Origin of the sequence: Pseudoalteromonas sp. P80D2, assembly GCF_036680945.1 — a bacterium.
GTDB lineage: Bacteria > Pseudomonadota > Gammaproteobacteria > Enterobacterales > Alteromonadaceae > Pseudoalteromonas > Pseudoalteromonas shioyasakiensis.
The window spans coordinates 1-18,820 of sequence record NZ_JAZDAR010000016.1 but is presented as its reverse complement, the minus strand read 5'-3'; the positions used below and the strand labels follow the sequence as shown (position 1 = coordinate 18,820).

Genomic DNA, 18,820 nt, shown 5'->3' with positions numbered 1-18,820 from the left:
CCTGCATTTAGTGCAGGCTTAATTTTTACTGGCTTATAATGACTTTGACTATTTGTAACCGTTCGGGTTATTGCTTTGCCAGCGCCATGTATCCTGCATCATCTCATCGATACCACGCTCTGCTTGCCAGCCAAGCTCTTTTAACGCTTTTTCTGGAGCTGCGTAGCAAGCTGCAATATCGCCCGCTCGACGCGGCGAAATTTGGTAAGGTACGGCTTGACCGCTGGCTTTCTCAAAAGCGGTAACCATCTGCAGTACTGAATAACCATTACCTGTGCCTAGGTTAAATACGTGCGCACCTGTATCACTTGCAATTCGGTTCAGTGCTTTTAAGTGACCTAATGCTAAATCGACGACATGGATATAGTCACGAACACCTGTACCATCTACAGTATCGTAGTCATCCCCAAATATACCTAGCTTTTCTAGCTTACCCACAGCGACTTGCGAAATATAAGGTAATAAGTTGTTAGGAATACCATTTGGGTCTTCACCAATAAGACCAGATTCATGTGCGCCGACAGGGTTAAAGTAACGTAAGATAACAAAGGCAAAGCGTTCATCTGATTTCGCGATATCTTGCAGCATCATTTCAACCATAAGCTTTGATGTGCCATACGGGTTAGTCGTGCCGCCAACTGGGAAATCTTCGCGAATTGGCAGGCTTGCAGGGTCACCGTATACGGTTGCTGATGAGCTAAATACTAACTTAAACACGCCAGCATCACGCATAGCATCAACCAGAGTCAGCGTACCTTGTACGTTGTTTTGATAATACTCGATAGGTTTTACAACCGATTCACCAACCGCTTTTAAACCAGCGAAGTGAATAACACTATCAATTGTGTGTTCACTGAAGATTTTGTCTAAGCAGGCTCTATCTAAAATATCACCTTGATAAAACGTGACGCCTTTGCCTGTTATTTTTTTTACGCGAGCCAATGACTCATTTGATGAATTGCTTAAGTTATCGAGTACAATAACGTCAGTGCCTTGTTGTAATAACTCTAATACGGTGTGAGAACCGATGTATCCGGCTCCGCCGGTGACTAAAATGGTCATAAAATATCCATGAACTATACCTGGTTGAATTAGCCTTATTTCATCACATTTCGGCCTAAATTACATGAATTAATTGTGATTTACGGCGATAAAGCAAAAACATGAATCGCTTGTTTTTGATTACATTTTGCACCATATTGGTTACACCTAAGTGTTTAGATATTAAGCTATAGTTAATTGTCAGCAGCTAAAATTTAATCATTAGCTATACCTGTTAAGTGGAGAAACAGATGAATACAGTAAAAAAAGTTGCCTTAGCAATGGTTGTTGCACTACCTGCTTTTGCTCACGCAGGAGAAGCAAAAGTTAAATGGCATGACTTTAACGATTACCGCGATGTTCGCCCCGGAAACAACTCACCAAAAGGTTCATTTCATAAGAACGTGGCGAAGAATTTTGAAAAACACTTTAATAAACTTGCTGAAAAGTTACCTGAAGGCTACACCTTCAATGTTGAAGTGACTGAGCTCGACCTAGCGGGTGATGTGCGTTTTGGTACCATGAATGAACTACGTATCGTTAAGCCAATTTATTTTCCGCGTATCGACCTAAATTATTCGATTACCGACAAAGACGGTAAAGTGATAAGTGAAGCAAACGATGTAAAGCTTAAAGACATGGGCTTTATGGATCGCATGAAAATGGGGCGCGATGAAGCCTATTATTACGACAAGCGCTTAATCACTGATTGGTTTGAAGATGAGTTACTGCCGTCGTTAAATTTGGGTGAATGATAGCTGTCAGTTTTAAGTTGAGCTGTGTTGTTTGTGGGTCTTGTGAAAGACCTATATCGTGGGAGGCGTTTAACGCCGAAAAACAATACTCGGCCAAAGCTGCTCCCACATGTAGGCGTGAAATTTATTTCGCGCGATAGCCTCTATTTACAATAAATAAAATAGAGGCTTCTACGTTACTTAAACGTCGCTAACAGTTGTAGTAACTGTTGCAGTTTAATAACGGTTTTTTTCAGTTTTTCTTCGTCCATACCGTCGTTGCTTAAGCTTTCTACATCAGCAGCAACATCGAGAACGTAAGGTTTAAAGCGTTTTGCTTCAAAATCAAAGCCAGCATCTTTTGCAAATAAGGCTTTGAATTTGCCATGGCCTTGCTGCTGTAAATCATCTAATTTTTTATCAGCATCAAGTGCCTGACGATAAACGATTTTTAGGTTAGCATTGAGTTGTTCAATAATTGAATCCATTTTTTTCCTAAAGCTTTAGACTGCAATGCCGATATAGTACGTGGATTGTCATAAAAAGTCAGGTAATGAACTATGAATATATCAGGATCAAGCTTACCAGCGATGAGTGGCGGTGGTGAAAGCGCAGAAGTTTACAGCGCATCGCTTGCTAAAAAACAGCAAAAGGCTGATGGTGCTGCGGCACTTGCACTTATCGAAGGCGCAGCAATGAACACCAGTGCTGCACAAACACCTGCTAAGTCGGTAACTGCGACACTAGGTAACAACGTAAACGTATACGTTTAGCTACAGTATATTGAGATCGATAGGCGTTTTACTTTTTTCGCCGCCGATCTCGCGCACCAGCTTAGGAACTAAGAACCCCGGCAATGCTGCCAGCATAGCCGTTACGATTTCCCGTGCCTGACTCTCAGCTATGTCAAAATGGCTAGCACCCTCAACTTTATCGAGTAGATGTAAGTAGTAAGGAAGTATATCTGCCTCAAACAGAGCCTCACTAAGTGCAACTTGCGACTCGACAGAATCATTCACATCTTTTAGTAACACCGCCTGATTTAATAACGTAACCCCTGCAGCTTTTAACTTTTGCATGGCCATTTTAAAGTCATCATCAATTTCGTTAGCGTGATTGATATGGTTTATAAACACCACTTTTAACGGTGATGCAGCAAGGCGTGCACATAGCTCATCGGTAATTCTTGCAGGGATCACCACAGGTAAGCGGCTGTGAATACGCATGCGTTTAATTTGCGGAAGTTGCTCTAACTCATCCATAAACCAACTAACAGCATCGTCTTTGGCCATCAATGGATCGCCACCACTTAATATGACTTCGTTGATGTTGCTGTCTGCTTTTATGTAAGCCAGTGCGTCAATCAAGCTGCGTTTGTTTAATTGGTTTTCTTGATAAGGAAAATGGCGTCTAAAACAATAACGGCAATTTACAGCACAGCCGGTTTTAAACATCACTAAAACCCGAGAGCGATACTTGTGTAACAAACCAGGTTGGTTGTTATCTTGCTCTTTTAGAGGATCTTTGTCGTAACCTGTTTTTGCTAAAAACTCTTGGTGTCTTGGCATCACTTGCAGCAAAAGAGGGTCGTTTATGTCGCCATAACGCATTTTTTTGATAAAAGGCAGTGGCACGCGGACAGGAAAAAGACTGCGTGCTTTGAGGTCTTTTTCGTCTACTTTGCTTGATAATCCTAGCATTTCTAGCAAGCGTTCAGGACAAGTGACAACATTTGCCAATTCTTTTTGCCAGTTTTTATGCAAATTTACTTCATTTCTTTGTATCATTGACACGTAGATTACTCGAAATTATTTAGACAGAGGAAACGATGGCGAATTATAGCACCAATGAGTTCAAGGGCGGCCTAAAAATTATGTTAGACGGCGAACCTTGCAGCATCTTAGAAAATGAAATGGTAAAACCAGGTAAAGGCCAGGCGTTTAACCGTGTTCGTATTCGTAAACTTATCACAGGTAAAGTACTAGAAAAAACATTCAAGTCAGGTGAATCAGTTGAAGGTGCAGACGTAATGGATACAGATTTAGCGTATCTATACACTGACGGTGAGTTCTGGCACTTCATGAACAACGAAACATTTGAGCAAATCGCTGCTGACGAAAAAGCGCTTGGCGACAATGCAAAATGGTTAGTTGAAAATGACGTTTGTACAATCACGCTTTGGAACGGTAGCCCAATCGCTGTGACTCCACCAAACTTCGTTGAATTAGAAATCACTGAAACAGATCCAGGTCTAAAAGGTGATACAGCGGGTACTGGCGGTAAACCAGCAACATTAAGCACAGGTGCTGTTGTTCGTGTTCCTCTATTCGTACAAATCGGCGAAGTGATCAAAGTTGATACTCGTAGCGGTGAATACGTGAGCCGTGTTAAGTAATAGGCTTTGTTAAGCAATTTATTATAAAATCCCAGCTTCTGCTGGGATTTTTTTTGGGAAACACTTTATGTCTAATGTCCTCTGGCAACCAAGCGCCGATATTGAAACTTTACGCCACCGTGCCGCTATCATCCGCCGTATTCGCGAGTTCTTTTATGATCGTGATGTTATGGAGGTTGAAACGCCAAGCTTAAGTGCGGCCAGTGTAACCGATGTGCATTTAGCGACATTTAGTACCGAGTTTGTTGGTCCTGGTCATGCTGGTGGCTTACCACTTTATTTGCAAACTTCCCCTGAGTTTGCCATGAAGCGTTTACTTGCTGCAGGCTCTGGGGCTATTTTCCAGCTATGCAAAGCCTTTCGTAATGAAGAGGCGGGTAGTCATCATAATCCTGAATTTACAATGCTTGAGTGGTATCGTCCGGGTTTTGATGAATTTGCGCTTATGGATGAAATGGATGAGCTTATGCAATTAGTGCTTGGCGTAGAAAGCGCAGAGCGACTCACATATCAGCAAGCCTTTATGAACGCCTTAGGTGTTGATCCTTTAACTGCTGATATCAGCACATTGCAGCAACTAGCAACAGAGCAGGGCTTTGCCGATATTGCGGCGAATGAAACGCACCGCGATACCTTGTTGCAGCTATTATTTTGTATGAAGGTTGAACCAACGATTGGCCAAGAAAAGCCTTGTTTTGTTTATCATTTTCCTGCATCGCAAGCCGCTCTTGCGCATATTTGCCAACATGATGAGCGAGTCGCAGGGCGCTTTGAGTTATATTTTAAAAATATGGAACTGGCAAACGGCTTTAATGAGCTGACCAATGGCAAAGAGCAAGCAGCTCGTTTTAGTGAAGATAATCAATATCGTGAAGCAAATGGCTTAAAGCAAGTGCCAATGGATGAGCGTTTAATAGCTGCACTAGAGCATGGCTTACCACAATGTGCGGGTGTCGCACTGGGTATTGATCGACTCATTATGCTGGCAATGAATAAACAAAAGATTAAAGACGTACTCGCCTTTGATGTTGAAAGGGCTTAACTTATTTGGCTCTAGGCTCTAGGCTCTAGGTGTTTGGGTGCTAGATAAAAAACCTAGCACCCTATTGCTTATAACTCGTAAATAAATGTCACACCGGCAACCATAGGTTCGCCAAGCTGTGTGTATGTATGAGTGGTGTAACCGTCTAATGGATCGTTACCAAACTCAAAACCACGAGTCGGTACGTCTTCGTCAAATAAGTTACGTGCCCATGCATTAATGCTCCAATTATCACTTTCATAACCAAATGAAGCATTCACTAAATTAGTGCTTGGTGCTTGTGAGTTATGGCTGTCAGAGAAGTAGTAATCGTCTTTGCCTTCTACACCAATTGATGCATAAAGTGCTGGCGTAAAGTTATAACGCGCAGTGAATGCATATTGGTATTTAGGAGCTTGTGCTTGATCTCGACCATCTTGATCTAGGCCTGATTGCGCAACAAAGTCATTGATTTCTGTATGTAGATAACCTGCACTACCCGTTAGTAGTAAATTGTCAGTAGCTTGGAAGCTGCCTTCAATTTCTAAACCATAGTTTTCGCCAGAGCTGGCGTTATCGATATAACCTGTGAATTTTTGGCCTTCAACTTGCCACGATTTTAGCTGCATATCTTCACGGTACATGTAGAAAGCGGCAAGACGTAACACAAACTTATCGTCCAAAGAGCTGCCTTTCACACCAAACTCACCGCTCCATAGGTATTCAGGGGCAAATGATGTGTGATTAGCAAAGAAATCAGCATCTAGGTTTAAGCCTTCGTCTTTTGCTTTTGCTAAAGCTTCAGAGTTAATACCGCCAGCTTTATAGCCACGAGTAATGCTGGTGTAGATCATGGTGCGATCAATGACTTGGTATTCAAGTGCAAGCTTACCGCCCACCATGACATCATCGGTTTCTTCAATAAAACCGTTGTTGTCGGTGTAGTCGCCCTGATACTGCTCAACACGTAAACCTGTGATTAAGGTTGTTTTTGGGCCGATAGGTGTTGCTAATTGACCGTATGCAGCAATATTGCTGGTTTCATAAGTTGATGCAAATGGTTGCGCAAGCCAAGTGTATTGACGTTCTAAGTCAACTTCGCGGCCTTGATAGTAAATGCCTGCGACCCACTCACCAGATTTACCACTAAATTGCAGCTCAGCCGCTTGATCTTGGCGATCGCGAAAGTAAGCATCTGTTGAGCTATAACCCCAATCATGTAAGCCAGCGGCACATAATTCAGGTTGGGCTTCATCATTACACACCCAGTCTTCGTCATAGCTGTATAACAGCTCGCTGTCGATACCAGATAGGTTTAAGCTAACATCAAAAAAGTCAAAGCCGGTGTATATGTTTGCTAGGCCAACCGCAATGCTTTCTTGGTTGTCTTGGCCTGGCTCATCAGCAACACTGTAACGGCTGTTATCTAGTGTGAATGCGTCATAGCCGTTATTTATATCGATGTAATGTACATTCAGTTCAGTACGCAGATGATCGGTCAATTGGCTGTGTAACTTAAAGCGAGAAACAAGCTCATCTTGTTGCTGGGTATCTTCACCTAAATAACGGTTTTCAACATAGCCATCCGATTCACGTTGATAAATGCTGGCGCGTACTGCTGTGTCGTCAGTAATACCCGTACCTGCGGCTATACCTGCTTCATAGCTGTTGTAGTTGCCAGCACCTAATTGTATTTTCACACTTGGGTCAAGAGTGGGTGTTGCAGATTCCATTTGAATCATGCCAGCTAAGGCATCAGCACCAAAGCGAGTCCCTTGTGGGCCGCGATAAATTTCAACTTGGTCGATATCAAATAACAGTGAACTGCCGCCTAAACCAGAGTAGTTAATACCGTCGATCACTAAGCCAACCGAAGGATTAATAGGGTCAACAAACTGTGAGCGTAAACCAACACCACGAATTTGCACGAAACGACCACGAGATGCACCAGAGGTAAAGTTTACATTCGCTGCACTAGCAAGCATCTCATCTAAAAACTTTGCACCACGTTGATTGATTTCATGATCAGAAAACAAGCTTGCGCTGGCACTAAGGGTTTGAATGCTTTCTCTTTTGAAATCACCGGTAACTTCAATCGTTTCTAGATCACCGTCTTCAGCGTAAGCAATTGAAGATGCTGCGAATAAAGGCAGGATGGCAGCAGATAATAATGATAAACGTCGTTTCATGCGGATTCTTAACTCCATTTTCGGGACTGCTATTCTAGCAACCTAGCTAGCCAAATGGCTATAAAATCAATTTTTATGGTATAAACGCAGGCAATTATACGTAAATTGATTAGGAATACGACTATGACCTTTAAAGTAGACTTTAAAGTGCGTGATTATGAGTGTGATTTACAAGGCATTGTTAATAACAGTGTTTATTTTAATTACCTAGAGCATGCTCGCCATGAGTTTTTACATGCTCAAGGTATCGACTTTGCAAAGCTAGCAAGAGAAAAAGTAAACCTGGTCGTGCTGCGAAGCGAAATGGATTACAAGGCATCACTAGTGCCGGGCGATGAGTTTTACGTTGCAGTTGAGCCTGAGCGTATCAGCCGTTTAAAGTTTGCTTTTAGGCAAACGGTGTATCGTAAACATGACGATAAAGTGATGCTGCAAGCTTTGGTGATTGGCACGTCGGTAAATGAAAAAGGTCGTCCTTTTTTACCAGAAGAAGTCGATAACTTATTCAAATAGTCTGCGTTGTTATTTAAAAAGCTAACTTAGAACAATTTTTTACAGATAAAACATGTTTTTTTAACGATCAATTGCGTTAAATGTTGTTATTATTACTACATTGAAATTTGAATCGTAAAAAAATATGAAGTTAGTAGCCTTGCCCCTCCTTTTAGTATTATTTTGCATGGGCTGCTCATCGACAGGGACAGTCACTAGTGAGCAATTAAAATATACACAGTGGCAATTATCAAAAGTGAATGGTTTAGCCATTCCTGTATCCCAAACAGCCTCGCTGCGTTTTATCGAAGCGATGCAGGTTAACGGCTTTGCTGGCTGTAATAAATTTTTTGGTGAAGGTGCGCTCAGCGAAGATACGCTAACAGTAAATAAGTTAGGTATGACGCGTAAATCTTGTGGTGAGCAAGTTGATGCGCTTGAGCAGCAATTACTGTCAACGCTAAAAGAAGGTGCGGCCATTACTTTAACTGCTGAGCAACTGACCTTGCAAGGTGAGCACCACTTTACCTTCATTGCAAAAAACTAAAGTAGCTGAGCTTGCAGCAAATTTTTAACTGACGTACACTCAGGGCGTTTTAAAAGAAACGAATTTATACTTGTCGGAGTGCCTTTAATAAGGCTGAGATCGCGAAAGCGGGATCCGTGAACCTGATCAGGCTAACACCTGCGTAGGGAACAAGCTGCCTCACTGGGCGCTTGTGCGCCAAATTTTTGGGGCATAAGCGGTACAGGCTGCACTAGTAAGCACTTAGCTTATTGACGATCCAATGGCGTTTGCCACTCTCTATTGCATTTGCAATATCTGACAAGACAACCCTTAAAGCAATGAGGTAAGTCATGTCAAACACAACAACTAAACCATCTCGCCGCGAAGTCCGTGCGGCTGCATCAGATTATATTTATAACTTAACGGGGCAACCGTTTCCTAATTCTCATAAAGTTTATGTAGAAGGTACACAAGACAATGTACGAGTAGGGATGCGTGAAATCACCCTCAGCGATACCTTCATCGGTGGTACAGAAGAAAACCCAGTATTTGAGCCTAACGCGCCAATTCGTGTTTACGATACCTCGGGCCCATACACTGACCCAGATTTTCAACTTGATGTGCGCAAGGGTCTTGAGAAATACCGTGAAAAGTGGATTGAAAGCCGCGGCGACACTGAAATTTTAGACTCAGTGACTTCGCAATTTTCTCAACAGCGAATGGCAGATGAAGGGTTAGATCATATCCGCTTTGAACACCTACCAAAGATCCGCCGTGCAAAAGCCGGTAAAAACGTAACGCAAATGCATTATGCGCGACAAGGCATTGTGACGCCTGAAATGGAATATGTGGCGATCCGTGAAAACATGGGACGCGCTAAAGTTCGTGAAGAGTTACTTGCGGCCCAGCACAAAGGCGAATCGTTTGGCGCTAGTATTCCTGATTTTATTACCCCTGAATTTGTGCGTGATGAAATTGCCCGTGGTCGCGCCGTGCTTCCTAACAACATCAACCATCCAGAAACTGAGCCGATGATCATCGGCCGAAACTTCTTAGTTAAGGTGAACGCGAATATTGGTAATTCGTCGGTCACATCATCAATCGAAGAAGAAGTAGAAAAAATGGTGTGGTCGACTCGTTGGGGCGCCGACACGGTAATGGACTTATCAACGGGTCGCTATATTCACGAAACCCGTGAATGGGTGGTACGTAATTCGCCAGTGCCAATTGGTACCGTACCAATCTATCAAGCGCTTGAAAAAGTAAACGGTGTAGCTGAAGACCTAACGTGGGAGATTTTCCGCGATACCTTGATTGAACAAGCAGAGCAAGGTGTTGATTACTTTACTATTCACGCTGGGGTATTACTGCGTTACGTGCCGATGACGGCAAAGCGTGTTACCGGTATTGTTTCGCGTGGTGGCTCTATCATGGCGAAATGGTGTTTAGCGCACCATAAAGAAAACTTCTTATACACGCACTTTGAAGAAATCTGTGAAATTTTAAAACAGTATGATGTGTGTTTCTCATTAGGTGATGGCTTGCGTCCGGGCTCTATTGCTGACGCTAATGACGAAGCCCAGTTCAGCGAATTACGTACTTTAGGTGAGCTGACAAAACTTGCTTGGAAACATGATGTGCAAGTGTTCATCGAAGGCCCTGGCCATGTGCCAATGCATATGATCAAAGAGAACATGGAAGAGCAGCTTAAACACTGTGAAGAAGCACCGTTTTACACGCTTGGTCCATTAACCACGGATATTGCACCGGGGTACGATCATTTCACATCAGGTATTGGCGCTGCGCAAATTGCTTGGTACGGCTGCGCTATGCTTTGTTATGTAACCCCTAAAGAGCATTTAGGCTTACCAAACAAAGAAGACGTTAAAGAAGGTTTAATCACTTACAAAATTGCTGCTCATGCTGCCGATTTAGCAAAAGGCCACCCAGGTGCGCAAGAGCGTGACAACGCATTATCAAAAGCACGCTTTGAGTTCCGTTGGCACGACCAATTTAACCTAGGTTTAGACCCAGAACGCGCCCGCGAATATCACGACGAAACACTGCCACAAGAATCAGGCAAGATTGCACATTTCTGCTCTATGTGTGGCCCTAAGTTCTGCTCGATGAAGATCACTCAAGAAGTACGTGATTACGCCAAAGATCTTGAAGCAAGAGGTATCGATCCAAATAACGTAGGCGATGCTATCGAAATCAAAATGGTCGATGTTGAAGCCGAAATGAAAGCGAAATCAGACGAGTTCAAAAAAACAGGCTCTGAGATTTACCATAAAGCAGTTTAATTGATGGAGCTAGGCATCAGCGATGGGCTCTGGGTTTTTACCTAGGGCCTAGAGCCTAGCGCCTAGAAAGTTTATGTCTTTAAAGATAGCGATACTGGGTTTTGGTTTAACTGGCCGTTTAACTGCATTGGCACTTGCTAAAGAGCATCAGTTAAGTGTGTTTGAGCAAGATGATGAACATGCTAGCAACAGTGCCGGCAGCGTTGCTGCAGCGATGTTAGCCCCCCTTGCAGAATCAGTCCTGTGTGAACAGGATTTAGCCCTACAAGGGCTTAATAGCATCACGCGTTGGCAGCAAATTCTAAGTGAACTCGATGACGCTGTGTATTTTCAACAAACAGGCAGTTTAGTGGTTGCTCATCAGCAAGATAAGGGCGATTTACAAAGTTTTGTGAGCCGCTTAAAACCACTTGAAAGCTATCAGGCACAGGCTTTGGTTGGCACTCAAATCGCTGATCTTGAGCCAGAACTAGCTGGGCGTTTCCACCAAGGTGTGTATTTACCTTGTGAAGGGCAACTCGATAATCAGGCATTTTATAGCGCTAGTTTTAAAAAGCTTACCTCGCAAGGAGTGCAATTTAACTTTGGCTGTAAAGTTGAATTGAACGCCCATCAAGTGAATGGCCAAAGCTTTGATTATGTATTTGATTGTAGAGGCTTAGGTGCTAAACAGGCTGAACCTTTACTGCGTGGAGTAAGAGGAGAGGTGGCGCGTTTATATGCACCAGAGGTGAACCTAACTAGACCGATACGACTGATGCATCCGCGTTACCCAATTTATATTGCTCCTAAGCCAAATCATCAATTTGTGATTGGTGCGACTGAAATCGAATCACAAGACCGCGGTAAAGTCACCGTGCGCTCGGCGCTGGAGTTATTGTCTGCTGCTTATACGGTGCATAGCGGCTTTGCTGAAGGGCGTATCGAGAGCTTGCAATCGGGGCTTCGTCCTGCGTTTACAGACAATCGTCCGAAAGTCACTAAGCAAGGTCGAGTGATCAGTATTAATGGCTTATACCGTCATGGCTATCTACTTGCGCCTCAGGTGGTTGATGATGCAGTGAGCTTAATTGCTTAAGGATAAAAATGAATATTTTAATTAATGGTCAGTCAGTTACAGTGAACGACAATACATCGCTGACTCAGGCGTTAAGTCAATTTGGCGCAAGACCGCCATTTGCGGTTGCCGTTAATGGTGACTTTGTACCGCGCAGTCAATGCGATGCTAAAACCCTCAACGAAGGCGACAGCATTGAGTTATTGTCGCCAATTCAAGGAGGCTAAGATGGATAGTTTTTCGGTTTATGGTGAGCAATTTACGAGTCGGTTACTGGTTGGCTCAGCATTGTATCCTTCACCTAGTGTTATGCAGGATTCGATAGTGGCCTCACAGGCTGAGATTGTCACCGTTTCATTAAGACGCCAGCAAAGCGCTGCTGCGGGTGATGATTTTTGGCAATTGATAAAAAACACTGGGTTAAAGGTGCTGCCAAATACGGCGGGTTGTCATAGCGTAAAAGAGGCGGTGACCTTGGCGCAAATGTGCCGCGAAGTGTTTGCCACTGATTGGATCAAGTTAGAACTAATTGGTGATGAATATAATTTACAGCCAGATCCAATCGCACTGCTCGAAGCCACTAAAATTTTATTGGCCGATGGCTTTAAAGTTTTACCTTATTGCACAGATGATTTAGTGCTGTGTCAGCGCCTCGCTGATTTAGGCTGCGAAGTACTAATGCCTTGGGGCGCACCGATTGGCACAGGTAAAGGCTTGCTGAATCCTTACAACTTAAAAATGATCCGTGAGCGCTTGCCAAACCATACTTTAATTGTTGATGCAGGCTTAGGTTTACCATCTCATGCCTGCCAAGCGCTTGAATTAGGGTATGATGCCGTATTATTAAACTCGGCAATTGCAGGGGCAGGTTGCCCAGTGACGATGAGTAAAGCGTTTAAAAGTGCGGTTGAAGCGGGGCGATATAGCTATGTGGCTAAAGCGATGCCAGAAAAAGACGTAGCAAGCCCATCAACGCCGACGCTCGGTATGCCATTTTGGCATCAAGAATAAAATGTGAGGAATAACATGAATCAGGTTGTATGGACCATAGCTGGCTCAGATTCGGGCGGCGGTGCAGGAATTCAAGCCGATATCAAGGCAATGCAAAGTTTTAATGTACACGGCTGTACGGTTATTACTGCTTTAACGGCACAAAATAGTTTAGGTGTAGAAGCACTTAACCCGATTTCAACAGAGGTGATTGAGTCGCAACTATTAGCCTTAGCCAGTGATATGCCTGCCAGTGTGATTAAAATTGGCATGCTTGCCAATGTGCAGCAAATACAGCTTATTAGTGAGCATTTAAAACATTACAAAGCAACTTGGGCAGAGCCGCCTTTAGTTGTTTATGATCCGGTTGCCATTGCCTCAAGTGGTGATTTATTAACAGAAGAAGATACCGTTAGTGCCATTAAAGAGTGCTTATTGCCATTAGTCGATGTAGTAACACCGAACACCCACGAAACGCAGCTATTAACCGGTGTTTATTTGATTGGCCCAAGCGCAGTGAAAGAAGCCGCAGAAAAGTTAACTGACTTTGGTGCAAAAGCGGTGATTATCAAAGGGGGGCATTGGGATTACCCAAGTGGCTATTGCATTGATTACTGCGTGCAAGGTGAGCAGGAATATTGGCTTGGTAACGAAAAAATTCAAACTCCGCATAGTCACGGTACTGGATGCAGTATGGCCTCTGTGATTGCCGCGTGTTTAGCCAAACAGTATCCACTCAAAGATGCCTTTATTTTAGCGAAAGCCTATATAAACCAAGGTTTAAAAGCAGCCATTCGATATGGTGAAGGGATTGGACCTGTTGCACACACTTGCTTTCCAACAAATCTAGCAGATTACCCACAAGTCATCGAGGCGGGAAGTTGGCTCGGTGATGAGCTCGACTTTGATTGCCCGGTTGATTTTACCATGGCAGCAGGCTTTGCCGAGTGCGACTCTAAACAACTTGGGCTGTATGCCGTTGTAGATACGGTTGATTGGTTAGAGAAGTGTTTAGCCGAAGGGGTTAAAACAGTTCAATTAAGAATGAAAAATGCAGACGATGCAGCACTTGATGAGTCGATTGCAAGTGCGGTTATGCTGGGGCAGAATTACGATGCGCAGGTGTATATCAATGATTATTGGCAGTTGGCGATTAAGCACGGTGCTTATGGTGTGCATTTAGGACAAGAAGACTTACAAACCGCTAATTTAATTGCCATAAAAGAGGCGGGGTTACGCTTAGGTGTATCGACTCATGGCTTTTATGAGATGCTGCGTGCACATAATTACAGACCAAGTTATATGGCGTTTGGTGCTATTTATCCAACCACCACTAAAGACATGACTGGGCAAATTCAGGGCTTAGAAAAGCTCGAAAAATTTGTGCCGTTGATGGCCGATTATCCAACGGTCGCGATTGGTGGAATTGACTTATCTCGTGCTGAGCAAGTTGCGAGCACGGGTGTTGGCAGTGTTGCCGTAGTACGTGCGATTACTGAAGCCGAAAACTACCAAGCAGCCATTGCCAAGTTAAAACAGCTGGTCGAAGGTCAGTCATAATATGAGCGCGTTAAGCGACAAAGAGCAAATTCGTTATAGCCGCCACTTGCTACTCAAAGAGGTGGGGCATGCAGGGCAGCAAAAGTTAAAGTCTGCACATATTGTGGTTGTCGGAGCGGGGGGGCTTGGCTCACCTGCACTGTTTTATTTAGCGGCTGCAGGAATCGGAACGCTCACTTTGATTGACGACGATAAAGTTGAGCTTTCAAATCTACAGCGACAAATACTCTATAAAGTAAACCACATGGGGCAGGCAAAAACACAGGCGGCTGCCAAGGTGTTAAGCAGTTTAAATAATCAAATTACGGTTAAGCCTTTATGCCAAAAGCTTGATGAAAGTAACTGTGTTGAGCTACTTGAAGGTGCTGACATCATCCTCGATTGCAGTGATAACTTTGCTACCCGGTATTTGGTTAATCGCTATTGTTTAGCTAAATCTATCCCACTTGTATCAGCTGCCGCTATTGCAACGCAGGGGCAGGTGATGAGTTTTGATTTTCGTGATGAACAGAGCCCTTGCTATGGCTGTATATTCCCACAAACGGAGGAGCAAACAGCGCTTAATTGTGACAATGCAGGGGTATTGAGCCCGTTGCTGGGTGTTATGGGGAGCATGCAAAGTTTATTGGCTATCAATATATTGCTTGGCCATAAAACGGGTAGCGAGTTTATTCAATTTGATGGGCTAACACTAATGCAGCAGTGCTTTAATATTCAAAAAGATAGTGAATGCTCAGAGTGTAATCGTGGGGTGTAGGCGCGGTTTATAATGAATTTTAAGCAAACCACTATTGCTCAAGTGGTTTGCTTAATTGAACTTATTAGTCGTTAATTTTCGCAAATGGTGTGCCCATGCGGGTCACTGTTTCTGGGTGTTGATCTGATAAGAACTCAGCTTGATTTGCTCCCCAGGCTAAAATAACGGTAGAGCCTAACTTAAAGCGACCCATTTCTTCACCCTTCTTCAGAGTAATCGCGTTGTCACCTGTAGTTGGGTAATTCCAACTAAATACATCTTTACCTGCTGGTGGCGTGACTGTGCCTGCCCAAATAGTCTCGATGCTAGCAACAATTGTCGCACCAACAAGTACCATGGCTAGCGGGCCAATTTCAGTTTCAAAGATAGCTACAACACGCTCGTTACGAGCAAATAGGTTAGGTACATTTTGTGCTGTTAACGGGTTTACCGAAAATAAATCACCCGGTACGTAGATCATTTTGCTCAGCGTACCATCAACAGGCATGTGAATACGGTGGTAATCTTTAGGCGCTAAATAAATAGTTGCAAACTTCCCGCCTAAAAACGGTGCAGTGTCTTCTTCTTTGCCACCAAGGAGTGCTTGTAAGCTGTAGTCATGGCCTTTTGCTTGGATGATTTGACCGTCTACTACATCGCCTAATTGGCTAATTGCACCATCAACTGGGTGAGCAATAATGTCGCTTTCTTCAGCAAGTGGACGAATACCTTCTTTTAACGGGCGAGTGAAAAACTCATTAAAAGTTTTGTAATGAGCTGGATCTGGGTATTTAGCCTCACTCATATCAATTTTGTATTGTTTGATAAACAATTTAATTAAGGCCGTTGTTAAGCCACCCGCTTTTGCTGCTGCTAACTTGCCAACCATGCGCGAAATGAAATGTTTTGGCATGGCATATTGCATAGCAATTTTGAATTTATCTAAACTCACTTGTTATTTCCTAAATAGTTATACGCGAGGAGCGCGTGCACCAGCACGGCCGTCGGCCATAGTTTCTAAAATTCGGTGGTAACTGTCAAAGCGAAGTTCTGAAATTTCACCATCATCAACAGCTTGGCGAATTATACAGCCAGGATCGTTTAAATGTTTACAATCGCGAAAACGACAGCCACCAATAAAATCACGGAACTCTTTAAAGCACCATGTAACGCGCTCAACATCTAAATGCCATAAGCCAAACTCACGAATTCCCGGTGAGTCGATTAGGTTACCACCACTTGGTAAATGGTGTAATCGCGATACGGTTGTTGTGTGTTGACCAAGGCCGCTGTTCTCAGATACTTCTTGGGTTAAGATGTCAGCATCAGGCAGTACAGTGTTCACTAAGGTTGATTTACCCACACCACTTTGACCAACAAAAATGCTGTTTTTATCAACCAGTTTTTGTTTAAGCTCAGCAATGCCTTGACCGGTTTTATTACTGACTAATAGTACTTGATAACCTAGCTCACGATAGATATCGAGAATTTCATCAATAAAAGCAAGGCCTTCATCGTCAATTAAATCTATTTTGTTAAGCACTAAAATAGGCTCAATCCCCATGTCTTCACAGGCAACTAAATAGCGGTCGATAATGTTTGGCGTAAACTCAGGCAATACAGCAGAGACCATTAAAATTTGGTCAATATTGGCAGCGACGACTTTCACCCCGTCATAAAAATCAGGGCGAGTTAGTTGTGAACGACGCTCATGAGTTGCTTCAATAACGCCTGCTAAGTCGCCTTCGCTAACTTTTGCACGGCGAAAAATAACTTCATCACCACATACAAGGCTCGATACTGTTCTGCGTATATTACAGCGCAATACTTCGCCTGATTCGGTTTCGATATCGGCATGTTGGCCAAATCGACTGATCACAACCGCATTTTCGGCAGGGCCTAAATTGTCATTTTGCCATTGCACAGTTGCCCCTTTCTGTTGCTTTTTGTCTGCATTAGAGAGGCGTTTTTGATGATTGGCCTTAATTCGACGTGATTGGCCTTTACTTAATTTCTTTTGTTTTGCCACTTTTGGCCTATAACTTGAGTAAATGTCGGGCTTTTTGAAAAAAAAGCTTTAGGTCGACTGATGATACTAATATGATATATCTAAATGCGTTGGATCTAAAGGAAAGCACCGCTAAGGTAACTATGTCTTTTCATAAATCAAATCTTATCTGGCTCGACCTGGAAATGACAGGCCTCGAACCAGCAACAGATAAAATACTCGAAATTGCCACTGTTGTCACCGACAGTGATTTAAACATCTTGGCTGAAGGCCCTGTTATTGCTATTCATCAAAGCGATGAACTGCTTGATGGCATGGACGAGTGGTGCACGACTCAGCACGGTCAATCTGGTTTAACAGCTCGTTGTAAAGCAAGCACATTCACTGAACAAGATGCTATTGATCAAACATTGGCATTTCTAAAGCAATGGGTACCTGCGGGTGCTTCACCTATGTGTGGTAATTCTATCGGCCAAGACCGCCGTTTTATGAATAAGTACATGCCTGAATTGGAAGACTACTTTCACTACCGTAACCTTGATGTGAGTACAGTTAAAGAGCTTGCACGTCGTTGGAAACCTGACGTATTAGCGCAAGTGAACAAAAAAGGTTCACATCTAGCCCTCGACGATATCAAAGATTCGATCATGGAATTAAAGGTTTACCAAGAAAAATTCTTTAATTTGTAAAAAACATTTGCAAACACATCGGATTATTGTAGAATCCTGCCCCGCTTAAGACGTTAACCCCCGCGGGGTTAGTGTGTCTTTAGCTAAACTTTTATAGTTGAAAGTTATAATTTGCGGCACTAGCTCAGTTGCCAGAACGTTTTACCGCAACCTTCAGGTTGTGCGCCAACGGACAAATTACTGACTACTTTAAAGCGGCACTAGCTCAGTTGCCAGAACGTTTCACCGCAACCTTCAGGTTGTGCGACAACGGACAAATTACTGACTACTTTAAAGCGGCACTAGCTCAGTTGGTAGAGCGCAACCTTGCCAAGGTTGAGGTCACGAGTTCGAGCCTCGTGTGCCGCTCCAATTTCTTCACCAAAAGAAATTGATATAAGTTTCAAGGGGAAAGTTGAAAGCATTAGCTTGAAACTAGAAACTTGCAGCTTACAACTTATTTATGCGGCACTAGCTCAGTTGGTAGAGCGCAACCTTGCCAAGGTTGAGGTCACGAGTTCGAGCCTCGTGTGCCGCTCCAATTTCTCACCAAAAGAAATTGGCTTAAGTTTCAAGAAGAAAGTAACTAACTTGAAGCTTGTAACTTAAAACTAGTAACTTATTGTGCGGCACTAGCTCAGTTGCCAGAACGTTTCACCGCAACCTTCAGGTTGTGCGACAACGGACAAATTACTGACTACTTAAAAGCGGCACTAGCTCAGTTGGTAGAGCGCAACCTTGCCAAGGTTGAGGTCACGAGTTCGAGCCTCGTGTGCCGCTCCAATTTCTCACCAAAAGAAATTGATATAAGTTTCAAGGGGAAAGTTGAAAGCACCAAGCTATTCAAACTTGTAACTTGAATCTTGTAACTAGAAACTATTTAAAGCGGCACTAGCTCAGTTGGTAGAGCGCAACCTTGCCAAGGTTGAGGTCACGAGTTCGAGCCTCGTGTGCCGCTCCAATCTCTAAAAAATCCCAAAAACACTTTCTTAAATAATTTAGTTAATACCAAGATTTGCTTACAGCTTACAGCTTACAGCTTACAGCTTACAGCTTACTGATCTGACTCCATAAAAGTAGACACCTTTTTGGAGTCAGTAATCATGAAAGTAAAGTCA

At 43.3% G+C, this 18,820-nt stretch carries 19 protein-coding genes, 4 tRNA genes and 1 riboswitch; of the genes, 17 read left to right on the top strand and 6 right to left on the bottom strand.

The window, feature by feature from the left end:
- Positions 1 to 48: 48 nt before the first annotated feature.
- A complete protein-coding gene (galE, locus tag VRK28_RS00810) occupies positions 49 to 1,062 on the bottom strand; it encodes a UDP-glucose 4-epimerase GalE (RefSeq protein ID WP_332393098.1) in 1,014 nt (337 codons plus the stop codon).
- 230 nt (positions 1,063 to 1,292) lie between these two features.
- Here galE and VRK28_RS00805 point away from each other — a divergent pair, with 230 nt between their 5' ends.
- The gene (locus VRK28_RS00805) at positions 1,293 to 1,796 is read left to right on the top strand and encodes a DUF3016 domain-containing protein (RefSeq protein ID WP_332393097.1); all 504 of its coding nucleotides are present in this window, start codon (positions 1,293 to 1,295) and stop codon (positions 1,794 to 1,796) included.
- Between the two features lie 176 nt (positions 1,797 to 1,972).
- Here the strand turns inward: VRK28_RS00805 and VRK28_RS00800 are convergent, their stop codons facing one another.
- On the bottom strand, positions 1,973 to 2,263 hold the full coding sequence (locus VRK28_RS00800) for a hypothetical protein (RefSeq protein WP_054554123.1): 291 nt from the start codon (positions 2,261 to 2,263) through the stop codon (positions 1,973 to 1,975).
- A 72-nt stretch (positions 2,264 to 2,335) separates the two neighbouring features.
- Here VRK28_RS00800 and VRK28_RS00795 point away from each other — a divergent pair, with 72 nt between their 5' ends.
- Positions 2,336 to 2,548, top strand: a complete 213-nt coding sequence (locus VRK28_RS00795; RefSeq protein WP_054554124.1) for a hypothetical protein — start codon at positions 2,336 to 2,338, stop codon at positions 2,546 to 2,548.
- Here VRK28_RS00795 and epmB read toward each other — a convergent pair whose 3' ends face one another.
- Positions 2,549 to 3,562: an EF-P beta-lysylation protein EpmB gene (epmB, locus tag VRK28_RS00790; protein WP_332393096.1), complete on the bottom strand. Its 1,014-nt coding sequence runs from the start codon at positions 3,560 to 3,562 to the stop codon at positions 2,549 to 2,551.
- Positions 3,563 to 3,603: 41 nt separating this feature from the next.
- Between epmB and efp the strand changes: the two genes are divergently transcribed.
- Both efp and epmA read left to right on the top strand, forming a co-directional pair.
- The gene (efp, locus tag VRK28_RS00785) at positions 3,604 to 4,170 is read left to right on the top strand and encodes an elongation factor P (RefSeq protein ID WP_054554126.1); all 567 of its coding nucleotides are present in this window, start codon (positions 3,604 to 3,606) and stop codon (positions 4,168 to 4,170) included.
- Positions 4,171 to 4,237: 67 nt separating this feature from the next.
- Positions 4,238 to 5,212, top strand: a complete 975-nt coding sequence (gene epmA, locus VRK28_RS00780) for an elongation factor P--(R)-beta-lysine ligase (protein ID WP_062566548.1) — start codon at positions 4,238 to 4,240, stop codon at positions 5,210 to 5,212.
- Between the two features lie 68 nt (positions 5,213 to 5,280).
- Here epmA and VRK28_RS00775 read toward each other — a convergent pair whose 3' ends face one another.
- Complete coding sequence (locus VRK28_RS00775) at positions 5,281 to 7,380, bottom strand: TonB-dependent receptor (protein WP_062566547.1); 2,100 nt, start codon at positions 7,378 to 7,380, stop codon at positions 5,281 to 5,283.
- Positions 7,381 to 7,503: 123 nt separating this feature from the next.
- On the opposite strand from VRK28_RS00775, the gene VRK28_RS00770 reads away from it, so the two are divergent.
- The 8 genes from VRK28_RS00770 to VRK28_RS00735 all read left to right on the top strand — a co-directional run bounded on the left by VRK28_RS00770 (position 7,504) and on the right by VRK28_RS00735 (position 15,047).
- Entirely contained in the window at positions 7,504 to 7,893 is a 390-nt protein-coding gene (locus tag VRK28_RS00770) for an acyl-CoA thioesterase (protein ID WP_054561129.1), read from the top strand.
- 166 nt (positions 7,894 to 8,059) lie between these two features.
- On the top strand, positions 8,060 to 8,419 hold the full coding sequence (locus VRK28_RS00765) for an META domain-containing protein (protein WP_283206515.1): 360 nt from the start codon (positions 8,060 to 8,062) through the stop codon (positions 8,417 to 8,419).
- A 64-nt stretch (positions 8,420 to 8,483) separates the two neighbouring features.
- Positions 8,484 to 8,585: riboswitch (TPP riboswitch) on the top strand.
- Positions 8,586 to 8,730: 145 nt separating this feature from the next.
- Positions 8,731 to 10,683: a phosphomethylpyrimidine synthase ThiC gene (thiC, locus tag VRK28_RS00760; RefSeq protein WP_062566545.1), complete on the top strand. Its 1,953-nt coding sequence runs from the start codon at positions 8,731 to 8,733 to the stop codon at positions 10,681 to 10,683.
- A gap of 73 nt (positions 10,684 to 10,756) precedes the next feature.
- Positions 10,757 to 11,761, top strand: coding sequence for an FAD-dependent oxidoreductase (locus VRK28_RS00755; protein ID WP_062566544.1), 1,005 nt, complete (start codon positions 10,757 to 10,759; stop codon positions 11,759 to 11,761).
- 8 nt (positions 11,762 to 11,769) lie between these two features.
- Positions 11,770 to 11,967 (top strand): sulfur carrier protein ThiS, encoded by a 198-nt coding sequence (thiS, locus tag VRK28_RS00750; RefSeq protein ID WP_171041525.1) that lies wholly within the window; start codon positions 11,770 to 11,772, stop codon positions 11,965 to 11,967.
- 1 nt (position 11,968) lies between these two features.
- Positions 11,969 to 12,751: a thiazole synthase gene (locus tag VRK28_RS00745; protein WP_062566543.1), complete on the top strand. Its 783-nt coding sequence runs from the start codon at positions 11,969 to 11,971 to the stop codon at positions 12,749 to 12,751.
- Between the two features lie 15 nt (positions 12,752 to 12,766).
- Entirely contained in the window at positions 12,767 to 14,290 is a 1,524-nt protein-coding gene (thiE, locus tag VRK28_RS00740; protein ID WP_062566542.1) for a thiamine phosphate synthase, read from the top strand.
- A gap of 1 nt (position 14,291) precedes the next feature.
- Positions 14,292 to 15,047, top strand: a complete 756-nt coding sequence (locus tag VRK28_RS00735; protein WP_062566541.1) for a HesA/MoeB/ThiF family protein — start codon at positions 14,292 to 14,294, stop codon at positions 15,045 to 15,047.
- Between the two features lie 64 nt (positions 15,048 to 15,111).
- Here VRK28_RS00735 and asd read toward each other — a convergent pair whose 3' ends face one another.
- Both asd and rsgA read right to left on the bottom strand, forming a co-directional pair.
- On the bottom strand, positions 15,112 to 15,978 hold the full coding sequence (gene asd / locus VRK28_RS00730) for an archaetidylserine decarboxylase (RefSeq protein ID WP_175083551.1): 867 nt from the start codon (positions 15,976 to 15,978) through the stop codon (positions 15,112 to 15,114).
- Positions 15,979 to 15,996: 18 nt separating this feature from the next.
- Entirely contained in the window at positions 15,997 to 17,055 is a 1,059-nt protein-coding gene (rsgA, locus tag VRK28_RS00725) for a small ribosomal subunit biogenesis GTPase RsgA (protein ID WP_058585944.1), read from the bottom strand.
- Between the two features lie 122 nt (positions 17,056 to 17,177).
- On the opposite strand from rsgA, the gene orn reads away from it, so the two are divergent.
- The 5 genes from orn to VRK28_RS00700 all read left to right on the top strand — a co-directional run bounded on the left by orn (position 17,178) and on the right by VRK28_RS00700 (position 18,663).
- On the top strand, positions 17,178 to 17,723 hold the full coding sequence (gene orn, locus VRK28_RS00720; protein WP_054554138.1) for an oligoribonuclease: 546 nt from the start codon (positions 17,178 to 17,180) through the stop codon (positions 17,721 to 17,723).
- Positions 17,724 to 17,998: 275 nt separating this feature from the next.
- Positions 17,999 to 18,074 (top strand) — tRNA-Gly (locus tag VRK28_RS00715).
- 93 nt (positions 18,075 to 18,167) lie between these two features.
- Positions 18,168 to 18,243 (top strand) — tRNA-Gly (locus VRK28_RS00710).
- Between the two features lie 166 nt (positions 18,244 to 18,409).
- Positions 18,410 to 18,485: transfer RNA gene (locus VRK28_RS00705), tRNA-Gly, on the top strand.
- Positions 18,486 to 18,587: 102 nt separating this feature from the next.
- Positions 18,588 to 18,663 (top strand) — tRNA-Gly (locus tag VRK28_RS00700).
- Positions 18,664 to 18,820 lie beyond the last annotated feature (157 nt).